This is a genomic window from Peribacillus tepidiphilus (assembly GCF_009466385.1).
GTDB classification, from domain to species: Bacteria; Bacillota; Bacilli; order Bacillales; family DSM-1321; genus Bacillus_BN; species Bacillus_BN tepidiphilus.
Window position 1 is genome coordinate 1 of record NZ_WIAQ01000040.1, and the last position, 19,644, is coordinate 19,644.

21 protein-coding genes and 1 other annotated feature are annotated in these 19,644 nt (G+C 38.4%); of the genes, 9 read left to right on the top strand and 12 right to left on the bottom strand.

Features of this window, described 5'->3' with window-relative positions; translation table 11 throughout:
* Positions 1 to 160: 160 nt before the first annotated feature.
* Positions 161 to 388: a binding site (T-box leader), on the bottom strand.
* A 320-nt stretch (positions 389 to 708) separates the two neighbouring features.
* The 3 genes from GD441_RS15430 to GD441_RS15440 all read right to left on the bottom strand — a co-directional run bounded on the left by GD441_RS15430 (position 709) and on the right by GD441_RS15440 (position 2,146).
* Entirely contained in the window at positions 709 to 1,494 is a 786-nt protein-coding gene (locus GD441_RS15430) for a TIGR00266 family protein (protein WP_153127322.1), read from the bottom strand.
* Between the two features lie 210 nt (positions 1,495 to 1,704).
* Positions 1,705 to 1,869, bottom strand: a complete 165-nt coding sequence (locus GD441_RS15435; RefSeq protein ID WP_153127323.1) for a glycogen biosynthesis protein GlgD — start codon at positions 1,867 to 1,869, stop codon at positions 1,705 to 1,707.
* A 13-nt stretch (positions 1,870 to 1,882) separates the two neighbouring features.
* Positions 1,883 to 2,146 carry a YtzC family protein gene (locus GD441_RS15440; RefSeq protein ID WP_153127324.1) on the bottom strand — a complete coding sequence of 88 codons (264 nt, stop codon included), beginning with the start codon at positions 2,144 to 2,146 and terminating at the stop codon, positions 1,883 to 1,885.
* A 233-nt stretch (positions 2,147 to 2,379) separates the two neighbouring features.
* On the opposite strand from GD441_RS15440, the gene mnmL reads away from it, so the two are divergent.
* The gene (gene mnmL / locus GD441_RS15445) at positions 2,380 to 3,342 is read left to right on the top strand and encodes a tRNA modification radical SAM protein MnmL/YtqA (RefSeq protein WP_153127325.1); all 963 of its coding nucleotides are present in this window, start codon (positions 2,380 to 2,382) and stop codon (positions 3,340 to 3,342) included.
* A gap of 4 nt (positions 3,343 to 3,346) precedes the next feature.
* Positions 3,347 to 3,919, top strand: a complete 573-nt coding sequence (gene mnmM / locus GD441_RS15450; RefSeq protein ID WP_153127326.1) for a tRNA 5-(aminomethyl)-2-thiouridylate-methyltransferase MnmM — start codon at positions 3,347 to 3,349, stop codon at positions 3,917 to 3,919.
* 45 nt (positions 3,920 to 3,964) lie between these two features.
* On the opposite strand, the gene GD441_RS15455 is transcribed toward mnmM, so the two are convergent.
* Positions 3,965 to 5,206, bottom strand: coding sequence for a helix-turn-helix domain-containing protein (locus tag GD441_RS15455; RefSeq protein WP_153127327.1), 1,242 nt, complete (start codon positions 5,204 to 5,206; stop codon positions 3,965 to 3,967).
* A 270-nt stretch (positions 5,207 to 5,476) separates the two neighbouring features.
* Here GD441_RS15455 and GD441_RS15460 point away from each other — a divergent pair, with 270 nt between their 5' ends.
* Together GD441_RS15460 and GD441_RS15465 are read left to right on the top strand one after the other, a co-directional pair.
* Positions 5,477 to 5,845: a hypothetical protein gene (locus GD441_RS15460; RefSeq protein WP_153127328.1), complete on the top strand. Its 369-nt coding sequence runs from the start codon at positions 5,477 to 5,479 to the stop codon at positions 5,843 to 5,845.
* Entirely contained in the window at positions 5,842 to 7,410 is a 1,569-nt protein-coding gene (locus tag GD441_RS15465) for a sodium/solute symporter (RefSeq protein WP_153127329.1), read from the top strand. Before GD441_RS15460 ends, GD441_RS15465 begins: the two co-directional genes overlap by 4 nt.
* Positions 7,411 to 7,654: 244 nt before the next feature.
* Here GD441_RS15465 and GD441_RS15470 read toward each other — a convergent pair whose 3' ends face one another.
* Positions 7,655 to 8,731 carry a tetraprenyl-beta-curcumene synthase family protein gene (locus tag GD441_RS15470; RefSeq protein WP_153127330.1) on the bottom strand — a complete coding sequence of 359 codons (1,077 nt, stop codon included), beginning with the start codon at positions 8,729 to 8,731 and terminating at the stop codon, positions 7,655 to 7,657.
* Positions 8,732 to 8,746: 15 nt separating this feature from the next.
* Positions 8,747 to 9,550 (bottom strand): alpha/beta hydrolase, encoded by an 804-nt coding sequence (locus tag GD441_RS15475; protein ID WP_153127331.1) that lies wholly within the window; start codon positions 9,548 to 9,550, stop codon positions 8,747 to 8,749.
* A gap of 128 nt (positions 9,551 to 9,678) precedes the next feature.
* On the opposite strand from GD441_RS15475, the gene GD441_RS15480 reads away from it, so the two are divergent.
* The gene (locus GD441_RS15480) at positions 9,679 to 10,188 is read left to right on the top strand and encodes a gamma carbonic anhydrase (RefSeq protein WP_153127332.1); all 510 of its coding nucleotides are present in this window, start codon (positions 9,679 to 9,681) and stop codon (positions 10,186 to 10,188) included.
* A 256-nt stretch (positions 10,189 to 10,444) separates the two neighbouring features.
* Here the strand turns inward: GD441_RS15480 and metK are convergent, their stop codons facing one another.
* Positions 10,445 to 11,644: a methionine adenosyltransferase gene (metK, locus tag GD441_RS15485; protein ID WP_153127333.1), complete on the bottom strand. Its 1,200-nt coding sequence runs from the start codon at positions 11,642 to 11,644 to the stop codon at positions 10,445 to 10,447.
* Positions 11,645 to 12,472: 828 nt separating this feature from the next.
* Between metK and pckA the strand changes: the two genes are divergently transcribed.
* A complete protein-coding gene (gene pckA, locus GD441_RS15490) occupies positions 12,473 to 14,059 on the top strand; it encodes a phosphoenolpyruvate carboxykinase (ATP) (protein ID WP_153127334.1) in 1,587 nt (528 codons plus the stop codon).
* A gap of 197 nt (positions 14,060 to 14,256) precedes the next feature.
* Here the strand turns inward: pckA and GD441_RS15495 are convergent, their stop codons facing one another.
* Together GD441_RS15495 and GD441_RS15500 are read right to left on the bottom strand one after the other, a co-directional pair.
* The gene (locus GD441_RS15495; RefSeq protein ID WP_153127335.1) at positions 14,257 to 14,499 is read right to left on the bottom strand and encodes a DUF2584 domain-containing protein; all 243 of its coding nucleotides are present in this window, start codon (positions 14,497 to 14,499) and stop codon (positions 14,257 to 14,259) included.
* Positions 14,500 to 14,535: 36 nt separating this feature from the next.
* Positions 14,536 to 15,333 (bottom strand): alpha/beta hydrolase family protein, encoded by a 798-nt coding sequence (locus tag GD441_RS15500; protein ID WP_153127336.1) that lies wholly within the window; start codon positions 15,331 to 15,333, stop codon positions 14,536 to 14,538.
* Positions 15,334 to 15,448: 115 nt separating this feature from the next.
* Between GD441_RS15500 and GD441_RS15505 the strand changes: the two genes are divergently transcribed.
* From GD441_RS15505 to GD441_RS15515, 3 genes are read left to right on the top strand one after another with little or no spacing between them, the layout of a single operon-like run.
* Entirely contained in the window at positions 15,449 to 16,447 is a 999-nt protein-coding gene (locus tag GD441_RS15505; protein ID WP_153127337.1) for an ABC transporter substrate-binding protein, read from the top strand.
* A 14-nt stretch (positions 16,448 to 16,461) separates the two neighbouring features.
* Positions 16,462 to 17,223, top strand: coding sequence for an ABC transporter ATP-binding protein (locus GD441_RS15510; protein ID WP_153127338.1), 762 nt, complete (start codon positions 16,462 to 16,464; stop codon positions 17,221 to 17,223).
* Positions 17,220 to 18,026, top strand: a complete 807-nt coding sequence (locus GD441_RS15515; RefSeq protein WP_153127339.1) for an ABC transporter permease — start codon at positions 17,220 to 17,222, stop codon at positions 18,024 to 18,026. The genes GD441_RS15510 and GD441_RS15515 overlap by 4 nt, the downstream gene beginning before the upstream one ends.
* Before the next feature lie 42 nt (positions 18,027 to 18,068).
* Here the strand turns inward: GD441_RS15515 and ytkD are convergent, their stop codons facing one another.
* The 3 genes from ytkD to GD441_RS15530 form a co-directional block, all read right to left on the bottom strand.
* On the bottom strand, positions 18,069 to 18,542 hold the full coding sequence (ytkD, locus tag GD441_RS15520) for an RNA deprotection pyrophosphohydrolase (RefSeq protein WP_153127340.1): 474 nt from the start codon (positions 18,540 to 18,542) through the stop codon (positions 18,069 to 18,071).
* Between the two features lie 75 nt (positions 18,543 to 18,617).
* Positions 18,618 to 18,932, bottom strand: coding sequence for a hydrolase (locus GD441_RS15525; RefSeq protein WP_153127341.1), 315 nt, complete (start codon positions 18,930 to 18,932; stop codon positions 18,618 to 18,620).
* Positions 18,933 to 18,960: 28 nt separating this feature from the next.
* Positions 18,961 to 19,380 (bottom strand): phage holin family protein, encoded by a 420-nt coding sequence (locus tag GD441_RS15530; protein ID WP_153127342.1) that lies wholly within the window; start codon positions 19,378 to 19,380, stop codon positions 18,961 to 18,963.
* Positions 19,381 to 19,644: the final 264 nt, after the last annotated feature.

Sequence of the window (19,644 nt, forward strand, 5' to 3'; positions counted from 1 at the left end):
CTTCTCTCCCTTTGGTTTCTATTGTTGGCAACTTTAGATTATCAAAGAGAGAGAAGAAGGTGTTATTTTTTAATCATTTTTTGTGAATTATCTGAGCCCTTGAGATGATAAGCATGACCACCACATTTAGTATAGAGCCTAAAAAAACCTCTCATCCCTAAAAAGGGACGAGAGGATTATGTACAATCTTCCCGCGGTACCACCCTTGTTGATGCTTATTTCAGCATCCCGCTTCATTCATCCGTAACGTGGACAAACCGGCCAGCACTACTATCCTTCATGCAGGCAGCTCAAAGGCGAGTTCACCGTCATTCCCGGTTGACTTTCACCAGCCGTCAACTCTCTAAATCGGGTTCTAACAGTTACTACTCCTTATCCATGCTTTTTCGTCATTATATGATGTTATTCTAGTAAATTTTAAAGGAAATTGCAACAATGCATTTTCCCACATTATGATCAGTTTTTTCAAACTATATTCCTTTCGTATGAAAAATGCTACTTTTATAAAAAAAATGGGCTCATTCATTATGCCACGAATGGGTTGAATTATTTCGAAAATGGGTTGAATTATGCCACGAATGGGTTGAATAATTACATGGGATAGTTCTAGAAAGGTTTACTAAAGAAATACAGGACTTCATCCCAATGAATCTTCCATGAAAAATAAGCTAGGGCCAGTGGTACATAACCGTTTAGCCCTAGCTTATATCAATCTCCATTAAACAAATCAAATACCCCTCTTGCTATACTGCCTTCATCTCTTGAACCACCTGCTGCAGGCATAGCAGCAAACACTCTGCTTGCAAGTCGGCTAAATGGCAAGGATTGCACCCAAACAGTTCCAGGACCTCTTAATGTTGCAAAGAACAAACCTTCTCCGCCAAACAAGGCTGTTTTGATTCCTTTCACAAATTCGATGTCATAGTCAACACCTTTTGTCATCGCAACAAGGCATCCGGTGTCTACACGCAATAGTTCACCTGGAGCAAGCTCTTTTTTGTGTATGGTACCACCAGCATGTACAAAAGCCATTCCGTCACCTTCAAGCTTTTGCATAATAAATCCTTCACCGCCGAAGAAACCCGCACCGATTTTTCGTTGGAACTCAACTCCTACGGAAACTCCCTTCGCAGCCGCTAAAAAAGCATCCTTTTGACAAACAATTTTGCCACCTAACTCGCTTAAGTCCATTGGAATGATTTTCCCCGGATACGGAGAAGCGAAAGAAACATGTCTTTTTCCTTGATCCACATTTGTAAACGTCGTCATAAACAGACTTTCACCCGTAAGAATTCTTTTACCTGCACTAAACAACTTTCCCATTAAGCCACTGCTGGAAGCTCCGTCACCAAAAATCGTTTCCATCTTAATCCCATCTTCCATCATCATTAAGCTTCCTGCTTCCGCTATAACTGTTTCATTCGGATCAAGCTCCACTTCAACGAATTGCATATCATCGCCATAAATTTTGAAATCAATTTCATGGTTATTCATATTCTTTTCCCCCGTGTCTTATATTTCGAATCATTTGTTTTACGAGTAATTAAATGAAAAAGTTTCAGTTACTTGAAAAGTACCGTCAACAAAACCGGTCACATATTTTTTCAATCACACGTTCGGAAAGGAACATTCATTTCACCTAATAAACTCGGTACATAGACAAAAAGAGAGTCCCTTTATTAGAAGGGTACTCTCCCCTAGAAGTTATTCTTGTCTTTGCTTAGATTTTACCGGTTGTCCGCCACTTTGCTCGTAGCGTTTTTTTGCTTCTTTTACTGGATCATAATCCTGACCTAACTCAATATCTTGATTGTTTATGCCATTTCTTGTTTTTTGCTCAGGATTATTTTGCTTAGACTTCTTCTTCATACCGCTTTCCTCCTTAATGTCTTAAATGAGACATACTGCTTTGCATCTTCATGATTTGCATCCTCATCCGGTTCAGCTGTTCACGCTGCTGGTCGTTGGAGCTATGGGCCAGCTTTTGAATTTCGTTATAGGCTGATTCGAGCTGCTGCTGACATTGCAGGAAAGAATCGTCATTATAATGCTCCTGTTTGGATGCCAATTTATATTGTTCCTGAGCATTCCGTAAAACGTCTTCACAGTTTTGTAAGCAATGATCTATTGATGCTCTCGTTGCCATAATTTTTCCCTCCTGTGATGGGCTCCATCTTTCTTCCCAAACATCTTTTCCCTGCCTGGGTGGGTTGATGATGAATCATCCTATTTATTTTGCCTTGTTTTATTAAGGATTATGGATGGAAAAATTGACGTCATGAACAATCAGAACGATCCCTAATTGGAATAATCCCGACATCATGCTAAAATAATTTTTATGCGATTTAAAAGGAATTTTAATAAAAGGAGGTTTCTGAATTGAATCAGAATAACCCGTTTCCTTTTGCAAGTGATGATAAAAGATACCACACTTGGAATTATCATTTACGTCAAGTGTTTGGACATAAAGTTTTTAAAGTAGCCTTGGATGGCGGCTTTGACTGCCCAAATCGTGATGGTACAGTCGCTTTTGGTGGATGTACATTCTGCTCTGCGGCCGGTTCTGGTGACTTTGCAGGCAATCGTGCAGAACCATTAGAAAAACAGTTTGCAGAGATCAAAGAGAAAATGCATCAAAAATGGAAAGATGGAAAATATATGGCGTATTTCCAAGCTTTCACCAATACACACGCTCCTGTTGATGTGTTGCGAGAAAAATATGAAACCGTACTAAAGCAGGATGGAGTTGTGGGATTATCGATAGCTACTCGCCCGGATTGCCTTCCTGATGATGTCGTTGAATATTTGGCAGAGTTGAATGAGCGTACTTATTTATGGGTGGAGCTTGGGTTACAAACTGTGCATGAAAGGACAGCCCTTTTAATTAACAGGGCGCATGATTACCCGACATATGTTGAAGGTGTGAAAAAATTAAGAAAGCACGGAATCCGCGTATGCTCACATATTATTAATGGCCTTCCTTTGGAAACACCTGAAATGATGATGGAGACGGCAAAAGAAGTTGCTAAATTAGATGTACAGGGAATCAAAATCCATCTGCTTCACTTATTAAAAGGCACACCAATGGTTAAGCAATTTGAAAAGGGAATGCTTGAATTCCTTTCATTCGAAGATTATGTGAATCTCGTCTGTGACCAGTTAGAGATTTTACCCCCAGAGATGATTGTGCATCGCATAACAGGTGATGGACCGATTGATTTAATGATTGGACCTATGTGGAGTGTAAATAAATGGGAAGTGTTGAACGCTATTGATGCTGAACTGAAGAGACGAAACAGCTGGCAAGGGAAATTTTATAGTAAGCAAAAAATGGAGGCGTGATGCTATGAAGCTAGAACGTATTTTGCCATTTGCTAGAACACTCCTTCAAAAAGCTGCGGGTTTAGGCGACATTGTGATTGATGCCACTGCAGGCAATGGCCATGATACACTTTTTCTTGCAAATTTAGTGGGTGATTCTGGCCATGTATATGCTTTCGATATTCAAGAGCAGGCTATCCTAAACACAACAAACCGCCTTTCTGAAAATGGGGTACTAAATCGAGTTACACTTTTTCAAAAAGGGCATGAACAATTAAAGAATCTAATCCCAAAAGAAGCTATCGGTAAAGTGAAAGCCGCTATTTTCAACCTTGGCTATTTGCCAGGCGGTGACAAAACGATTGTGACAAACGCAGATACGACCATTTCAGCAATCGATCAGCTTCTTGAAATAATGGCACCTGAAGGAATCATTGTACTAGTCATTTATCATGGACATGAAGAAGGGGCAATTGAAAGAGATGCATTGCTTCAGTATGTCTGCTCACTTCCCCAAGATCAAGCACACGTATTAGAATATCGATTCATGAATCAAAAGAATAATCCACCGTTTATTATCGCAGTTGAAAAGAGATAAGTAGCTACGAAAGCAGCATCTTGTTAACAATGCTGCTTTTTCATTCTAAATAAATAATATCTCCCTTGTCGCACGATATTCACTTGGAGAAAGTCCGACATATTTTTTAAAAATTGCACTAAAGTAGTTTGGCGTATTGAAGCCAATTTCATCAGAAATTTGCTCAATTGTATCATTTGTATGGCGGATTAACCATATCGCTCTCTGAAGCCTCACAAAGGTAACATATTCAACGAAGCTCCTCCCCGTTTCTTTTTTAAACTGGCGGCTAAAATAAGTGGGGCTAAAGTTTGCACGGGCTGCAGCCTCTGAAACGAGAATTTCTTGATTGAAATGTAATTGAATATACTCAAATACTTTTTTTAGCTGTTCATTTTTTGTAATGTCATCAAAATACCGTAAATGAATCCTATTATATGGTGGAGTCCTCCTTGCCTTCCTTGCCTCACGATATGAATGATGTAAATGCAAGGCCTCTCTATATATGGATCCCACCCCTATATATAAATAGATTCCATATGTATTCTTTAATTGTTCAATTACGTTTATTAGTGCTTGCTCGCCATTTTTCCAATACTTTATTGAAGTATAATTTACCGGTACTCTCATTAATAATAGGAGATGTTTTCTGTATGATAAAAATGAAACATGGGGTGTACATTTTGAAAATTCTTTCCTTAAAGAATCAATAATAATAGACGGTGCTTCCCATCCTTCCGCCTTTTCTTTTTCGGGATCACTAACAAATCCCTGAATAAAGACAACAACATTCGGGATTGCATTACCTGCTAAGAATGAACGCGCTTGTATCACCTCTTGCTCACTAGAAATTTCTCCACGAAGCAGACGGCGTAAAAAGGCCTCTTGAAATGGCGTATCTTCTTCATTAAAAGTTCCCTCTTCTTGAAGTTGCTCATACACTTCACTGAAGCTAAATGAAGACGTTTTCACCTTATTCATGACTTTTTTAATATTTCTTAGAAAATAATTTTTCTTCAGCGGCTTGATGAACATGGATTGTACATTTAATTCAATAGCTAATGGTGAGGTATGAATCCAGTCTGGTGTCAACAGTGGGAAAATCATGCATCTGTTATTGTTTTTTTGAAGACGGCGAATCCTAACCCAATCAAATAGGGTTTGAATTTCAATAATGATAATATTAGCTTGTTCTTCATTGTCTGAACCTTCAATAAAGCGGCATCCATCAGGGAATTCATCGCAAAGCCATGACCTGATTTTCTGTTTTTCTGTTTCGTCGTTCATGTTTAATCGAATGCTAAGCAAAAAAAAACCCCCTATTAAAAGCCCTAAGGTCTGAATGGAAATGCATAAATAGCCATATCAGAACTTGAAATTGAGCTTTTATAAAACATTCCCCTCTTTGATAATATACCACAAATTTTTCGCAATTAAGCAAATATTTATACATTTTAGACAATAATCTGTAAGGTAACAGTTTACTTTCTCAAGTACAATTATATAACAAATAACCTGAATCGTTATTTAAGGGGAAATAACGATCGCAGGAATTCATTTGAGGAGGAGGAATTTTTTATGGCACATGAATACTCAGAATACGCCTATGTAGAAGCCGGTACTATTGATGTAAGTGAACTTGAACCGCTGGATCCCACCACAGAGAAAATTATGAAGGATGAATTTAGTACAGGATTTAAGCTAAGTTTGTTTTACTATGTATTTATTTTCTTTATTCCAATTTTAAACTGGTTCGCTTCTGACTTTGCTTTTTCTAGAATGTGGGGAGGTATGACATACTCATGGTTTTTGACTAGTATAGTTGCAATGGCTATGGCCTTCATCATTGCATATATTCATACTTCTCTTTATGAAAAGCGTCTAGAAAAATATGATCAATCCACTCCTTCATCCATGAAGGAAGATGAAAGGAGAAAGCTCGGATGATGCAAACATTGCTTGAACCTAAAATGATCATGACCATCCTTTTGATGGGAACGATTGTTTATATTACTTACTTAACGAAAAGAAGTGCAACAGCTTCAGACTATTTTGTTGGTGGAAGAAGCTTTGGCTGGTTCACAAATGGGTCAGCAATTGGAGGAGACTACTTAAGTGCTGCAACTTTCCTTGGTATTGCAGGTCTTACATTCCAACTTGGTTATGACGGGGCATATTATGCATTCTGTTTTTCCATTGGTTTAACGTTATTAGCGATTTTTGTCGCAGGTCCACTTCGTCGTTTTGGAGCATACACCGTTGCAGACTTTCTGGCTTATCGTTTCCATAGTAAGCGTGCTCGTGTAGCTGCAGTAGCCGTAGTTTTGGCCATTTCAGGTTTCTATGCTGCTCCGCAGCTATTAGGTGCAGCTCAGATTTTAAGTATGTTTTTTGGGACAACCTATGAATTCGGAATTATTTTCACATGTTCAGTCATGGTGTTCTATGTTGGCGTAGGTGGTATGAAAGGTACTACAATCAACCAAGCATTAGAGCTTTGGATTCGCCTTGGTGCATTTATTTTAATGGTTGCTGCAGCCATTTATGGAGGATTGCATTACGACAAAATCTTAGCTGCAATCAATGATTACACAGGTATAATTCCAAATACAGGACAATACGCTTTAGATGGAAAAGATGTCGCATTTGATGGTAAGACTTGGACAGGTACAGGAAACTTCTTCCCGTCTTTCTGGCAAACCATTTCGATGACCATCGGTTTATCACTAGGTACTATTGGACTTCCACATATTTTATTACGTTTTTACACAAATCCAAGTGCAAAAGCAGCACGTAAATCTGCCCTAATGGCGATCGGAATTGCAAGCGTTTTCTTTTTCTTCGCTGTGTATCTTGGTACTGTTGGCCGCTCCATCTTCTTATCTGGGGATGCAAGCGAACAAGTTATGAAAGACATGGTTGCAGGCGGTAATAATATGGTTATTCCATCAACCGCTCAAGCACTAGGAGGAGAATGGCTGCTTGGACTTGTTATAGCTGGTGCATTTGCGGCTATTTTCTCAAACCTGTCAGGATTGTTTATTGCTAGTTCAGGGGCTTTAGCGCATGACTTATATGCTACGTTTTTCCGTAAAAACATTTCTCAAAAAGAACGTGTTTTAGCAGGAAAAGTTGCTATCGTTATCCTTGGGATCCTATATGGAGCGCTTGGTTTAATGGTAAAAGACGCTTCTATCGGTCACTTAGTTGCTCTTGCGTTTACAGTAGCAGCAAGTACTTTTACTCCCATTTTTATTCTTGGAATTTGGTGGAGAGGCATGACAGAAAAAGGGGCGATTGCAGGATTAGTCATCGGTCTATTAGCATCCATGTACATGATTTTCCTTCCGCAAACATTACCTGTCTTTTTGCAATTTAAAGTTCCAGGCATTATTACAGTTCCGATTGGCTTTTTGTCAGTTTATATCGTTTCTAAACTGGACCGCAAAGTTCCAGCCGACGTGAATGACTTTATGCGAAAAGTACATTCAAAGGAGTCCGAAGCTGCTTAATCAAATGATTTAGGGGCTGTCCGAAAAGGGCAACTTCATTAAAAATCGAAAATCAAGAATACTTGAACAAAAAAGGGGCTTCCAAAAGCGAAATTTCGACTGATTGGACAGCCCCTTTCTAGCATTGGTGGATTTTTGGTAAAACTCGCGGGATTATTATTAATACTGGCGGGATTCTTGCCAAGACTCACGGGATTATTGTTTTAACCGGAGGGATTCTTGAAATCCCTCACGCAATGATCCTCTAAACTGGTTTGAAGGCCATTCTCTTAATCGTTCGATAAATCCTGGCATTCACATAGAAAAACCAAGATTGCCTTCCTCCGAGTTTCACTAATTTTTTTGCTAAGCTTTTTAAATCTTTTCTTTTTTCTACTTTTTCATCTGAAAGATATAGCCCAAGAAGCCCTCGATGAATCAGCTTATGAAATTTTTGATGCGGCATGCTATTTGTGTGCAGATCTGCCTTCAAAACAAAATGTGATAATCGCTTGAAAAGCTCCTGCTCATTCTGATAATAGAAGCAAAAGTTTAAGTCTCCGCCTTCTAAATCTTCTTCCTGGTCGATAAAATAATCAAGCATAATATGAAGACCCTGAATATAAGGAAAATAACCGTTCCTGATTTGGTCTACATGCTCTTCACGAAAATCGTCCCTTAATGCATATGAGATTAAACAAAAAATGCCCAAAGTCGATCCAGTGCAAGCAGAAAATTCATACCACGTCAAATTCGGCAATTTATCTTCATGAAGAGCAAACCATTGCTTCAATCTGTCAACGCGCTCTTCTTTTTTCACATGCTTATGTACCTGCAATTCACAATAATAGGCGCAAAGCTCCCATAATGTATGAGCAATTTTAGGATATGCTGTTAAACTTCTATTGAATTCCTGACAAGTTTGAACTAAGCTCTCTAAATACCCGTTATCATCTTGATCCAATCGATATCGATAATAATTTGTTTCCTCAGAATGTGTTAATAGCGCATGAAACATTGATTCATGCAGGGCTGAAAAATCATTCGGATCATGTGAGGTGCTGCGATCACACAGGTTGTCCAAATAATCGCTGATTGTCTGATAAGCCACTATAAAGCGGATGGCATCTACCTTTTTTTCTTCAGCAATCAGCGCCAAAATCGCCCCGCCCTCACAGTGAAAATCCTTTGATTCAATACTGGCCAAAGCTTGTTTTCTCAATTCCTCATTCGGAATGTTTTCCGCTTTTTTTCTCCAATAGTTGAGCTCTTTTTGAACCGTCGGAAAAATTTCCTTATACACGCGATTCATTAGCTTGATTGAATTACTAGGTATACCCATTACTGAAGCTCTCCCTTAAACAACATATCCCAAAATCCTAAGCCTGTTTTCAACAAAACCTTTCGTATATTCAAAAACGGCGTCTCTTTCAGGCTCGTTGAATATTTCATGATAAAGATCTGGCCATTCTTTGTACAGCTTTTCACTTACTATTGAGGCATTAAACCATTCTCTAACTAGAATTTTGTCAACAATTTTATCGTCTCCCCCCTGCATGACAAGCAAAGGGACGTCTTGAACTTCTTGTATTTTTTCAAAAGCTATTTTAATGGACTTTGCCAATTCACGATACCACCGAACTGATATTTTTTTCACATATAGCGTATCATTCGCATCAGTTTCCCATACCTCTTTATTTCGAGTAGCCATTTGTGCAGTTAAGCCTGAATTCATTCTGTACGTTGGCCAGGCTATGTTAAGCAAGTAGGACAAAGAATTTAAAAACCTCGAAGGGCTTTTCACTAAACCTAAACATGGGGAAGAAAGAATGACTCCTGCAACATTCAATTCTTCTTCCTGAAGCAATCTAATCGTGACAAGACCACCCATACTATGCCCTAATATAAAGATTGGTAATTGGTACTTATATGCTTCCTGTACCCATTTTTTCAGTTCAATAATATACTCATCAAATGAATCAATGTGCCCTCTTCTGGATCGAGAAGTCATTCCCTGTCCCGGCAAATCACCCATTAAAACATGATAGCCTGCAAGTCTCCACATTCTAATAAGCCAACTATATCTGCCATGATGCTCAAATGCACCGTGAACAATTATGATAACAGCTTTTGCATCTCCTTCCGCTTCCCATTTCCACATAGGCATCCCTCCTTTTAACGCACTCTATAAAGAAAAATATGTAAAAATTTATAGTGACTTTGAATATGTCTACTGATCTTTATGGTAGTATTTGATTATACATGATTTTTCATAGGAGTTGAATGGTTATGATTTACCCTTATAAAGACAAAATCCCCGATATTCATCCAAGCGTGTTTATAGCGGATGGTGCTGTTGTTACGGGCGATGTAAAAATCGGCGAATTATCAAGCGTATGGTTTAATACAGTCATACGCGGCGATGTCGCTCCAACCATAATTGGTAAAAAAGTAAATATACAAGATAACTCTGTTCTTCATCAAAGCCCAAACAACCCTTTAATATTGGAAGATGAAGTAACAATCGGACATCAGGTCATCCTCCATAGCTGTAAAATCCGTAAAGGTGCCCTAATTGGGATGGGTTCGATTATTTTGGATCAGGCTGAAATTGGTGAAGGTGCTTTTATTGGAGCAGGAAGCTTAGTACCTCAAGGTAAAATCATTCCTCCTAATACTCTTGCATTTGGACGTCCAGCCAAAGTGATCCGTGAGCTTAATGAAGATGATATCAATGACATGCTTCGTATCAGCCGTGAATACGAAGAAAAAGCTCAGTATTACAAAAGTTTAAAATGATCGTTTCAATTGTTTATATACCTTAGTTTACTCAGGAAACATTGAGTCTGATTTATTATGATCTGAATTCAGGCTGTCTCAGTAAGCCCTTATGAAGAAAACCCCGAAGAAAATTAATTTATCTCGATACTTTTTTCGGTATTTTCTTCCTAAATGTTCAGGAATTCAGTCGTCAGGACCAAGGCAATTTTTTTTGTATTCAAAAAAGGCTGCCCATAAGTCGGTAATTCCAACTTATGGGGCAGCCTCTTTTTTATTATTTTAATGCTTGTGCTCTTAAAGCTTCAGCTTTATCTGTACGTTCCCAAGGAAGATCAACATCCGTTCTTCCGAAATGACCGTAAGCAGCTGTTTGCTTGTAGATTGGACGGCGAAGATCAAGCATTTTGATAATGCCCGCAGGACGAAGGTCAAAGTTTTGACGAACTACGTCGATTAATACCTCTTCACTTACTTTACCTGTTCCAAAAGTATCAATAGAAATGGATACAGGTTGAGCCACACCAATTGCATAAGCAAGCTGAACTTCTGCTTTGTCAGCCAATCCTGCAGCTACAATGTTCTTGGCAACATATCGAGCAGCATAAGCAGCAGAACGGTCTACCTTTGTAGGATCCTTACCGGAGAATGCACCTCCGCCGTGGCGAGCATATCCACCGTAAGTATCAACAATGATTTTACGACCTGTTAATCCAGCATCACCTTGAGGTCCTCCAATTACGAAACGACCTGTTGGGTTAATGAAGTATTTTGTATTTTCATCGATCAATTCTTGTGGAACAACTGGATTAATTACATATTCTTTAATATTGCGTTGAATTTGCTCTAATGTAATTTCAGGGTGATGTTGAGTAGAAATAACAATTGTATCGATACGAACTGGTTTGTCGTTCTCATCGTATTCAACTGTAACCTGAGTTTTTCCATCTGGACGAAGATAAGGAAGAATTTCTTCTTTTCTTACTTCTGTTAGACGGCGAGCAAGCTTGTGTGCAAGTGAAATCGGAAGCGGCATTAATTCTTTTGTTTCGTTACAAGCAAAACCAAACATTAAGCCTTGGTCACCTGCACCAATCGCTTCGATTTCTTCATCGGTCATTTGGCCTTCACGTGCTTCCAATGCTTTGTCAACACCCATTGCAATGTCAGGGGATTGCTCATCAATAGAAGTTAATACAGCACATGTTTCAGAGTCAAAGCCGTATTTTGCACGGGTATAGCCGATTTCCTTTACTGTATCACGTACAATTTTCGGGATGTCTACATAAGTGGATGTAGTAATTTCTCCGGAAACAAGAACTAATCCTGTTGTCACAGAGGTTTCGCATGCTACACGAGCATTTGGATCATTCGCTAAAATAGCATCTAAAATTGAATCTGAAATTTGGTCACAAATTTTATCTGGATGACCTTCCGTTACAGACTCAGAAGTAAAAAGACGACGTTTTTTGGACATCTTATTTCCTCCTCAAAAAGAATGATAGTTTGAGGCGCCAGCATGAAACACGCAATATGATCCCATCCAATGATACATCACAAAACGTATTACTTTAACCTCTCTGTTTTGACGGAACTCGTTTTCCCATTGATAGTATCCCTCACCGTTTCCGTACTATGTAAAGTAAGCGGAATGATAAGTCAATAAAAAAACCTTTCCTTGACTGCGAGGAAAGGTTGCTTGTTTTAACATCTAGCCTTTCACTCTTATCGTTCAAGGGCTTTTGCCTTGCATCAGGTTAGCACCGTTGCTCCGGAATGGGTTCGGATAGTAGACGAACATTATTTTTAGAAATGTTCCTTAGACTTTTATGCTCTCCAGTCTCATTATTATAATGAAACGGAAAGAAAGAGCTATAACATTTCATTTTGAATCGTCTATTTTCCGACCGCTTTCTTCGTTTAGCAGGTTGCTGGGTTTCATCGGGCCTGTCCCTCCACCAGCTCGGGATAAGAGAATCCGTACAAGGTAATATCATAACGTAAATGATAAAATGATGTCAATATTTTTTCTAAAAAATTCGTTTTAAAAGAAACTTTTGCTGACTGGTCAAAGTGCTATACTTTTGGTAACGATTGCTATCATAGAAAAAGCTTTATAACATAAATAGAAAAACAAGATTTAAAGAATATATAAATACGAAGGAGGAATATGGACGAGAAACAGACGTGATATTATCGATGAAAATTTTTCGTAAATTAGTATAGACTATTGGTTTAAATGTGTTATACTAATTAAAGAGAAAATAATAGCTATTAAAAAATTAATAAAGGATGGTATCTCATAATGAATTCTGTTGGCATTTCTAGTGAGCTACACGAACTATTACAAGGAAATAACGTACATGTTCAACTTTCTGTTCCTCAATTAGTGGAAAAAGTTCTAAACCGCAAAGAAGGTGTGCTTACTTCTACTGGAGCCGTGAAAGCTGAAACCGGAAAATATACAGGCCGTTCCCCTAAAGATAAATTTATTGTTGAAGAGACATCTACAAAAAATAAAATTGACTGGGGTGCAGTCAACCAACCAATTTCAGAAGAAACTTTCTTAAAACTATATAATAAAGTGTTAACATACCTAAAAGAGAAAGATGAAATTTTTGTCTTTAAGGGATTTGCAGGAGCGGATAAGAAATGCCGTCTTCCCATTCAAGTCGTAAACGAATATGCATGGCATAACCTTTTTGCCCATCAGCTGTTCATCCGTCCTAATGAAGAAGAGCTTCGCGGACATGAAGCAGAATTCACGGTTATCTCCGCTCCGAACTTTAAAGCGGATCCTGCTGTCGATGGAACAAGATCTGAAACGTTCATCATTATTTCGTTTGAGCATAAAACAGTCTTGATTGGCGGAACCGAGTATGCAGGAGAAATGAAAAAATCCATTTTCTCTATTATGAACTATTTATTGCCTGAACAAAACATTCTTCCTATGCACTGTTCAGCTAACGTAGGCAAAGAAGGAGATGTAGCTCTGTTCTTTGGATTATCCGGAACAGGTAAAACGACTCTTTCCGCTGATCCTAACCGCAAGTTGATCGGTGACGATGAGCATGGATGGTCTTCTAACGGAGTATTTAACATCGAAGGCGGCTGTTATGCTAAATGTATCGGTCTTTCCCGAGAGAAAGAACCTCAAATTTTCGATGCAATCCGCTTCGGATCCGTATTAGAAAACGTTGTATTAGATGAAAATACACGTGAAGCAGATTACGATAATAATTCTTTAACTGAAAATACACGTGCGGCTTATCCAATTCAAGCCATTGACAACATTGTTGAACCGAGCATTGCAGGACATCCAAACACAATTATTTTCTTAACAGCTGATGCATTTGGCGTATTGCCTCCTATCAGCAAATTATCTAAAGAACAAGCGATGTATCATTTCTTAAGCGGTTATACAAGTAAGCTTGCAGGAACCGAAAGAGGGATCACTTCTCCTCAAGCAACCTTCTCAACTTGCTTTGGATCACCGTTCCTTCCACTACCTGCTACAACATATGCAGAAATGCTTGGACGCAAAATGGAAGAACATAACGCAAAGGTATTCCTTGTCAATACAGGCTGGACTGGTGGAGAATATGGAACCGGAAGCCGTATGAAGCTGGCTTACACTCGTGCAATGATTCAGGCTGCTTTAGAAGGCGAATTAAATAACGTTGAAACCATTACAGATGAAATTTTTGGTCTTGAAATTCCACTACACGTACCTGGTGTACCTGATGATGTGCTTCAACCTAACAAAACATGGGCTGACCAAGCTGCTTATGAAGCAAAAGCAAAAGAACTTGCAGCTCAATTCCGGGAAAACTTCAAGAAATTTTCAAACGTACCAAGTGAAATTGAAGAGCTTGGCGGACCAAGAGCTTAATATAATATACGGAAAAGGACGACGCGATAGAGTCGTCCTATTTGTTTTGTGGCGGTACATTGAAGTACTTATGATAAAAACGCATGCAAAACAACCCAAGTCTAGTAATTCTCACGAGGTAGCTAAAACCAAAAATCCGATAAATTATCATATGAAAAGTTCAAAAACAAAAAAGTGCCCAAATGGCACTTTTTTTATTAATTGGTCGAATTCAACGAAACAAGCTGATACGTGATCGTTGTACTGTTGTTTTCCCATTCCACCTTTTTAATTAAACCTGTTCCGGTCGTTTCACCTTGTATAGTCTTTTTCACTTCAATCGGAATGTCAATCGGATATAATCGATATCCTTCTTTTACCAGTACAAAATCGTTATGATTAATCCTTTTTTCTTTTCCCTTCGTCACGATCATTGTATTCATTTCAAGAGGCATTCCCATGCTAAAACCCCCTCACATTGTCTTATTTCTAGTTTATCATTTTACACTTTTGGTTTTCATCCAATGTGTTAAATCTTCTACAATTTTTCGATTTACAGCAGGAGGAAAATAATGCGTATACTCATCGAAATACCAGCTATCCACTTCCTTATCAAGTGCATGAAGCCTTTTTTCCAATCGGTAAGCATGTTCAACCGAAACATTCGAATCCTTCACACCATGAATAATCAAAACAGGTGCATGCAGTTTTTCCAATTCAAAAAGGGGAGTACGGTATTGAAATCGCTCAGGATATTTTTGTGGAGTTCCACCAATGACTCGCTTCATCATCCGTCGCAGATCTTTTCGTTCTTCATATGTTAAAAACATGTCGGAAACCCCACCCCAAGTGACAACAGAAGCTGTTTCAGGACAATGGATGGCTGTGAAAAGCGCCATTACACCACCTCTTGAAAATCCGAAAACGTGTATTCGATCCTTGGATACTTTTGGATGATTCTCCAACAATCGAAATCCTGAAATCGCGTCCATTCGGTCTTCTCCACCAAAATCCTCATTTCCCTCTCCACCTTGATTTCCACGGTAATAGGGAGCAAAAACGACAAAGCCTTGTGCCGCAAACTGAACAATACGGGCAGGTCGCACTTTACCTACATTTTTTATGCCACCTCTTAAATACAAAAAACCGTCATACATCCCCTCTTCTATTGGTTCAGCAAGCAGGCCCTTTACTTTCAAGCCTTGTGAATAATAAGTGACTGTGAACAATTTTATGTTAGGATGTGGGGATGGGAAGGGTGTTTTTTCAAGAATTGTGCCATCTTGCTTTTTCATTGCAATCCTCTTTCCATTCAATTTTCCTAATAGGCATTCACACATTTTTCTCTCCATCATACGATATGGTAAACCTTCACCAAAAATATTACACCTATTAAAGGGAGGATGTTGCATGAAAAAATGGTGGAAAGCCGGATTATGCATGCTTATCATTTCTGTTTTTATGTTATCCATCGTCGCTTGTGGAAAGGAAAAAGTCCAAACCGTACGAGTTGCGGAAGTAACGCGATCGATCTTCTATGCACCTGAATATGTTGCGTTAGAAAAAGGGTTCTTTAAAGAAGAAGGCTTGAATGTCGAACTCACGACCACTTGGGGCGGCGACAAAACGATGACCACCCTACTCTCAAATGGAGCTGATGTTGCCCTCGTAGGATCCGAAACATCGATTTACGTGTACGCACAAGGTTCTAACGATCCTGTTATCAATTTTGCCCAACTCACACAAACAGATGGAACATTTTTAGTATCTCGTGAAAAGATCGACAACTTTAATTGGGATATGCTGAAAGGGACTACGTTCCTTGGTCAACGTAAAGGCGGTATGCCACAAATGGTTGGAGAGTTTGTTTTGAAAAAACATGGCATTGATCCAAAAGCTGACCTTACCTTGATCCAAAATGTAGACTTTGCAAATATTGCAAATGCCTTTGCATCTGGAACGGGAGATTTCGTCCAGCTCTTCGAACCTACAGCAAGTATCTTTGAAAAAGAAGGAAAAGGACACATTGTCGCATCATTCGGAACAGAATCTGGTCATGTCCCTTATACGACCTTCATGGCTAAAGAAAGCTATATGAAAGAGAATAACGATACAATTGAAAAGTTTACAAGAGCTATTAAAAAAGCGCAAGATTGGGTTGCTGAAAACAGCCCAGAGGATATTGCCAAAGCGATTCAACCATTTTTCAAGGACACGGAATTAGAAACCATTATTACAGTTGTTGATCGCTACAAGAGTCAAGGCTCTTATGCTACAGACCCAATTCTAGATGAAGAAGAATGGAATAATCTACAAGCCATTATGAAAGAGGCCGGAGAGCTTCCTAAAGAAGTAGATCACAGCACATTAGTCAACACTGAGGTAGCAGAAAAGGTCTCTAACAAATAAGGGGGCCACAGTTTATGAGCTTTCTCGCTTTGGAAAATATCCATCACACTTATTTTGGTAAGACTGAAGCTAATATAGCTTTAACCAATATATCTCTTACAATCGAGGAAGGCGAGTTCATCTCCTTCCTCGGCCCTAGCGGCTGTGGAAAAACGACTCTTCTATCCATCATCGCAGGCTTGCTAACTCCGACACTTGGCTCTGTTTCACTTGAAGGAAAGCCAATCGTTTTAAAAAATAATCAAGAAATTGGTTATATGCTTCAACAAGACTATCTGTTTCCTTGGAAAACCATTAAGGAAAATGTTCTATTGGGATTGAAACTAAGGAATGAGAAAAAGCTTTCAGAAGATAAAGCCCTGCAACTGCTAGGAGAAATTGGTTTACAAAACGTCGAAGAACAATTTCCGAAGCAATTGTCAGGGGGAATGCGTCAGCGGGTAGCGCTGGCAAGAACTTTGGCAACTGATCCAAAATTATTGCTTCTGGATGAACCGTTTTCAGCACTCGACTATCAAACAAAGCTAAAACTAGAAGATTTGGTTTCCTCTATCTTAAAAACTTACAGGAAAACAGCCATCCTTGTCACGCATGATATCGGAGAAGCAATTTGCATGAGCGATCGTATTTTTATGTTTGCAGCAAATCCTGGTAGAATCCATAAAATTATTACCGTTCCAGATGAACTCAGATTCTTGACTCCTTTTGAGGCAAGAAACCATCCTGTCTTCTCTTCCCTTTTCCAAATGATATGGAAGGAGTTTGAGAGCCTTTGAGTAATGTAGAAAAAAACATTCAGCACCTTCATAAACAATACAGGGACTCGCTGACAAAAGAAAAAAGGTGGGTTATCTTTTATCAAATCCTCATCTTTTTCTTATTTTTTATTGGGTGGGAAATTTCAAGCAGAATGAATATAATCGACCCGCTTATTTTTAGCTCCCCGTCTAAAGTATGGGGTTTGTTAATCGAAAAGCTTCATGACGGATCGCTTTTCACTCATTTAAGTGTTACTGTTTTTGAAACCGTGATAGGATTTATTCTCGGAACCTTCCTGGGTACTATGCTTGCTGCGTTGCTTTGGTGGTCTCCATTTCTATCAAAAGTCCTTGATCCTTATCTTGTCATATTAAATGCAATGCCTAAGGTTGCCCTTGGTCCTATATTAATCGTTGCCCTTGGTCCTGGCTTTACCTCTATCATAGCAATGGGCACGATCATTTCCGTTATCATTACTACGATTGTTGTATTCACTTCTTTTAAAGAAGTCGATCCAAATTATGTAAAAGTTCTTCAAACGTTTGGTGCAACACGCTATCAGTGCTTTAAAGAAGCTGTATTGCCCTCATCCTTCCCTACAATCATCTCAACGTTAAAGGTGAATGTCGGCCTGTCCTGGGTTGGTGTCATCGTAGGAGAATTTTTAGTATCATCTAAAGGGCTCGGATATATGATTATTTACGGCTTCCAAGTATTCAATTTCACGCTTGTACTTCTATCCCTTTTACTCATTGCTGTTTTTGCAACCATTATGTATCAACTCGTCGAACTGATAGAAAGAAAACTAATCAAGCATTAAGAAAAGCGGAAAGTTGGCGATCTCATGATTCGCCAACTTTTTTTACAGTTCCATAATGTTCTTAATTTCATTAAGAGATAATTCCACAACACGATCCTTCATGATAAAGCTAAATTCCTTACCCGAAAAATCAGAGGGCAAAGATTGTAATAGAACCGGACCTTCTGTTTCCAAAAAATCTTTTTTGTTTTCCAAGCGATCTACCGAAGCAAAAAAAACGGACTTAATGAAAGATTCAGTTTCTAATTTGACTTCATACTCTCCTATAAATAATAATTTCGAAACAATACCGCCTGTTTCTTCGAATACTTCTCTTATTGCGGTTTCTTGAATAAGTTCCTTGCCTTCTCTCTTACCGCCTGGAAACTCCAGTCCCCTTTGAGGATGCTTGGTGAGCAGCCACTGGTCGTTGTACCGACAAATCACCAATACATGTTGGGGTTCTTTAAGAAATGCCCCTTTTTTTGTTGTAAAGGTGACAACATTTCCGTTTACATCTTTAAATGTCTCCTGCATTAGCACTCTCACTCCAATTATGAGAATTACCTCCATCATAGCATATGCAGAATACTTTGCCTTTCAAGATTAGAATTATTTTAAGATCCCCATACTCTCAATATGTTTTTTCGCTTCTTCATCCCCTAGCTTGTAAATGCACTCATATATTTTCAATAATGTTTCGTCGTAGTCATCATTTTCCCTATCATAATGATACTGTATATACGGAACATGTGCCCGAAAAAAATTTCGCCACTCATTCGAATAATTTTGATCGAAATATTCTCTTAGTTCTGTAATCTCTTCATCGGTTGCTTCAATTTTAAAATTCCAAGGAGAAGCAGTTGGATCTTGAGATATTTGGCCATTTGGAAGCCAAATATAGTAATCCCGTTTTATTTGTTCCAAAAGAAACACCCTCTCTAATTACTTTGTGTTATTTTCCCTTGGAATCCGCTTCTTCATTCAAATTTTTTAAATACTGTACAGCTTTTAAGATAGGACCTGGTATTGGGATCCCCATTTTGTTTACTTGATGGATCACAATGAAAATTTCATCTGTAATATAAAAGAGTAAAGTAGCGTTTAACAGCAGCTCTTCTGTTGAAAGCAGCTGATCTAAAAAATACGCAATGACGATTATTGTAACAACCATACATTTTTTCAATGTTTCCTTTGCATAATGATTCCAATTTAATGTTCCTCCTATCCACTGACTAGAGAGATAGGTAATTAGATCAAATGTCAACAAAACCAATAACATAATGGCTAATGATTTTGACCAATTGCCCGTCATCTGTGAAATACTACTCCCGACAACTGAAAAGCCCATAAAATAAAAAAAAGGATTTCTCATTCTATTTCTCTCCTTTCCTTTATTCTATTACCTATTTTGTTATATAAATTTAAAGAATTTTCTGTGAAATATTAAAATATAGATTAAAAAAGCAATAGTAGGGTAAAACAAATATAGATAGACCCACTAGTGTTGCATAAATATTGTCGCAATTTTCAGTTTTATTATTTTTTCTGTTTAGAGCCAAAAAGGTAAATACCCAATTATAGGTGACTCCATCCATTTGGAAATTTATTGACAATTAGACCTGTGCGACGACGACAA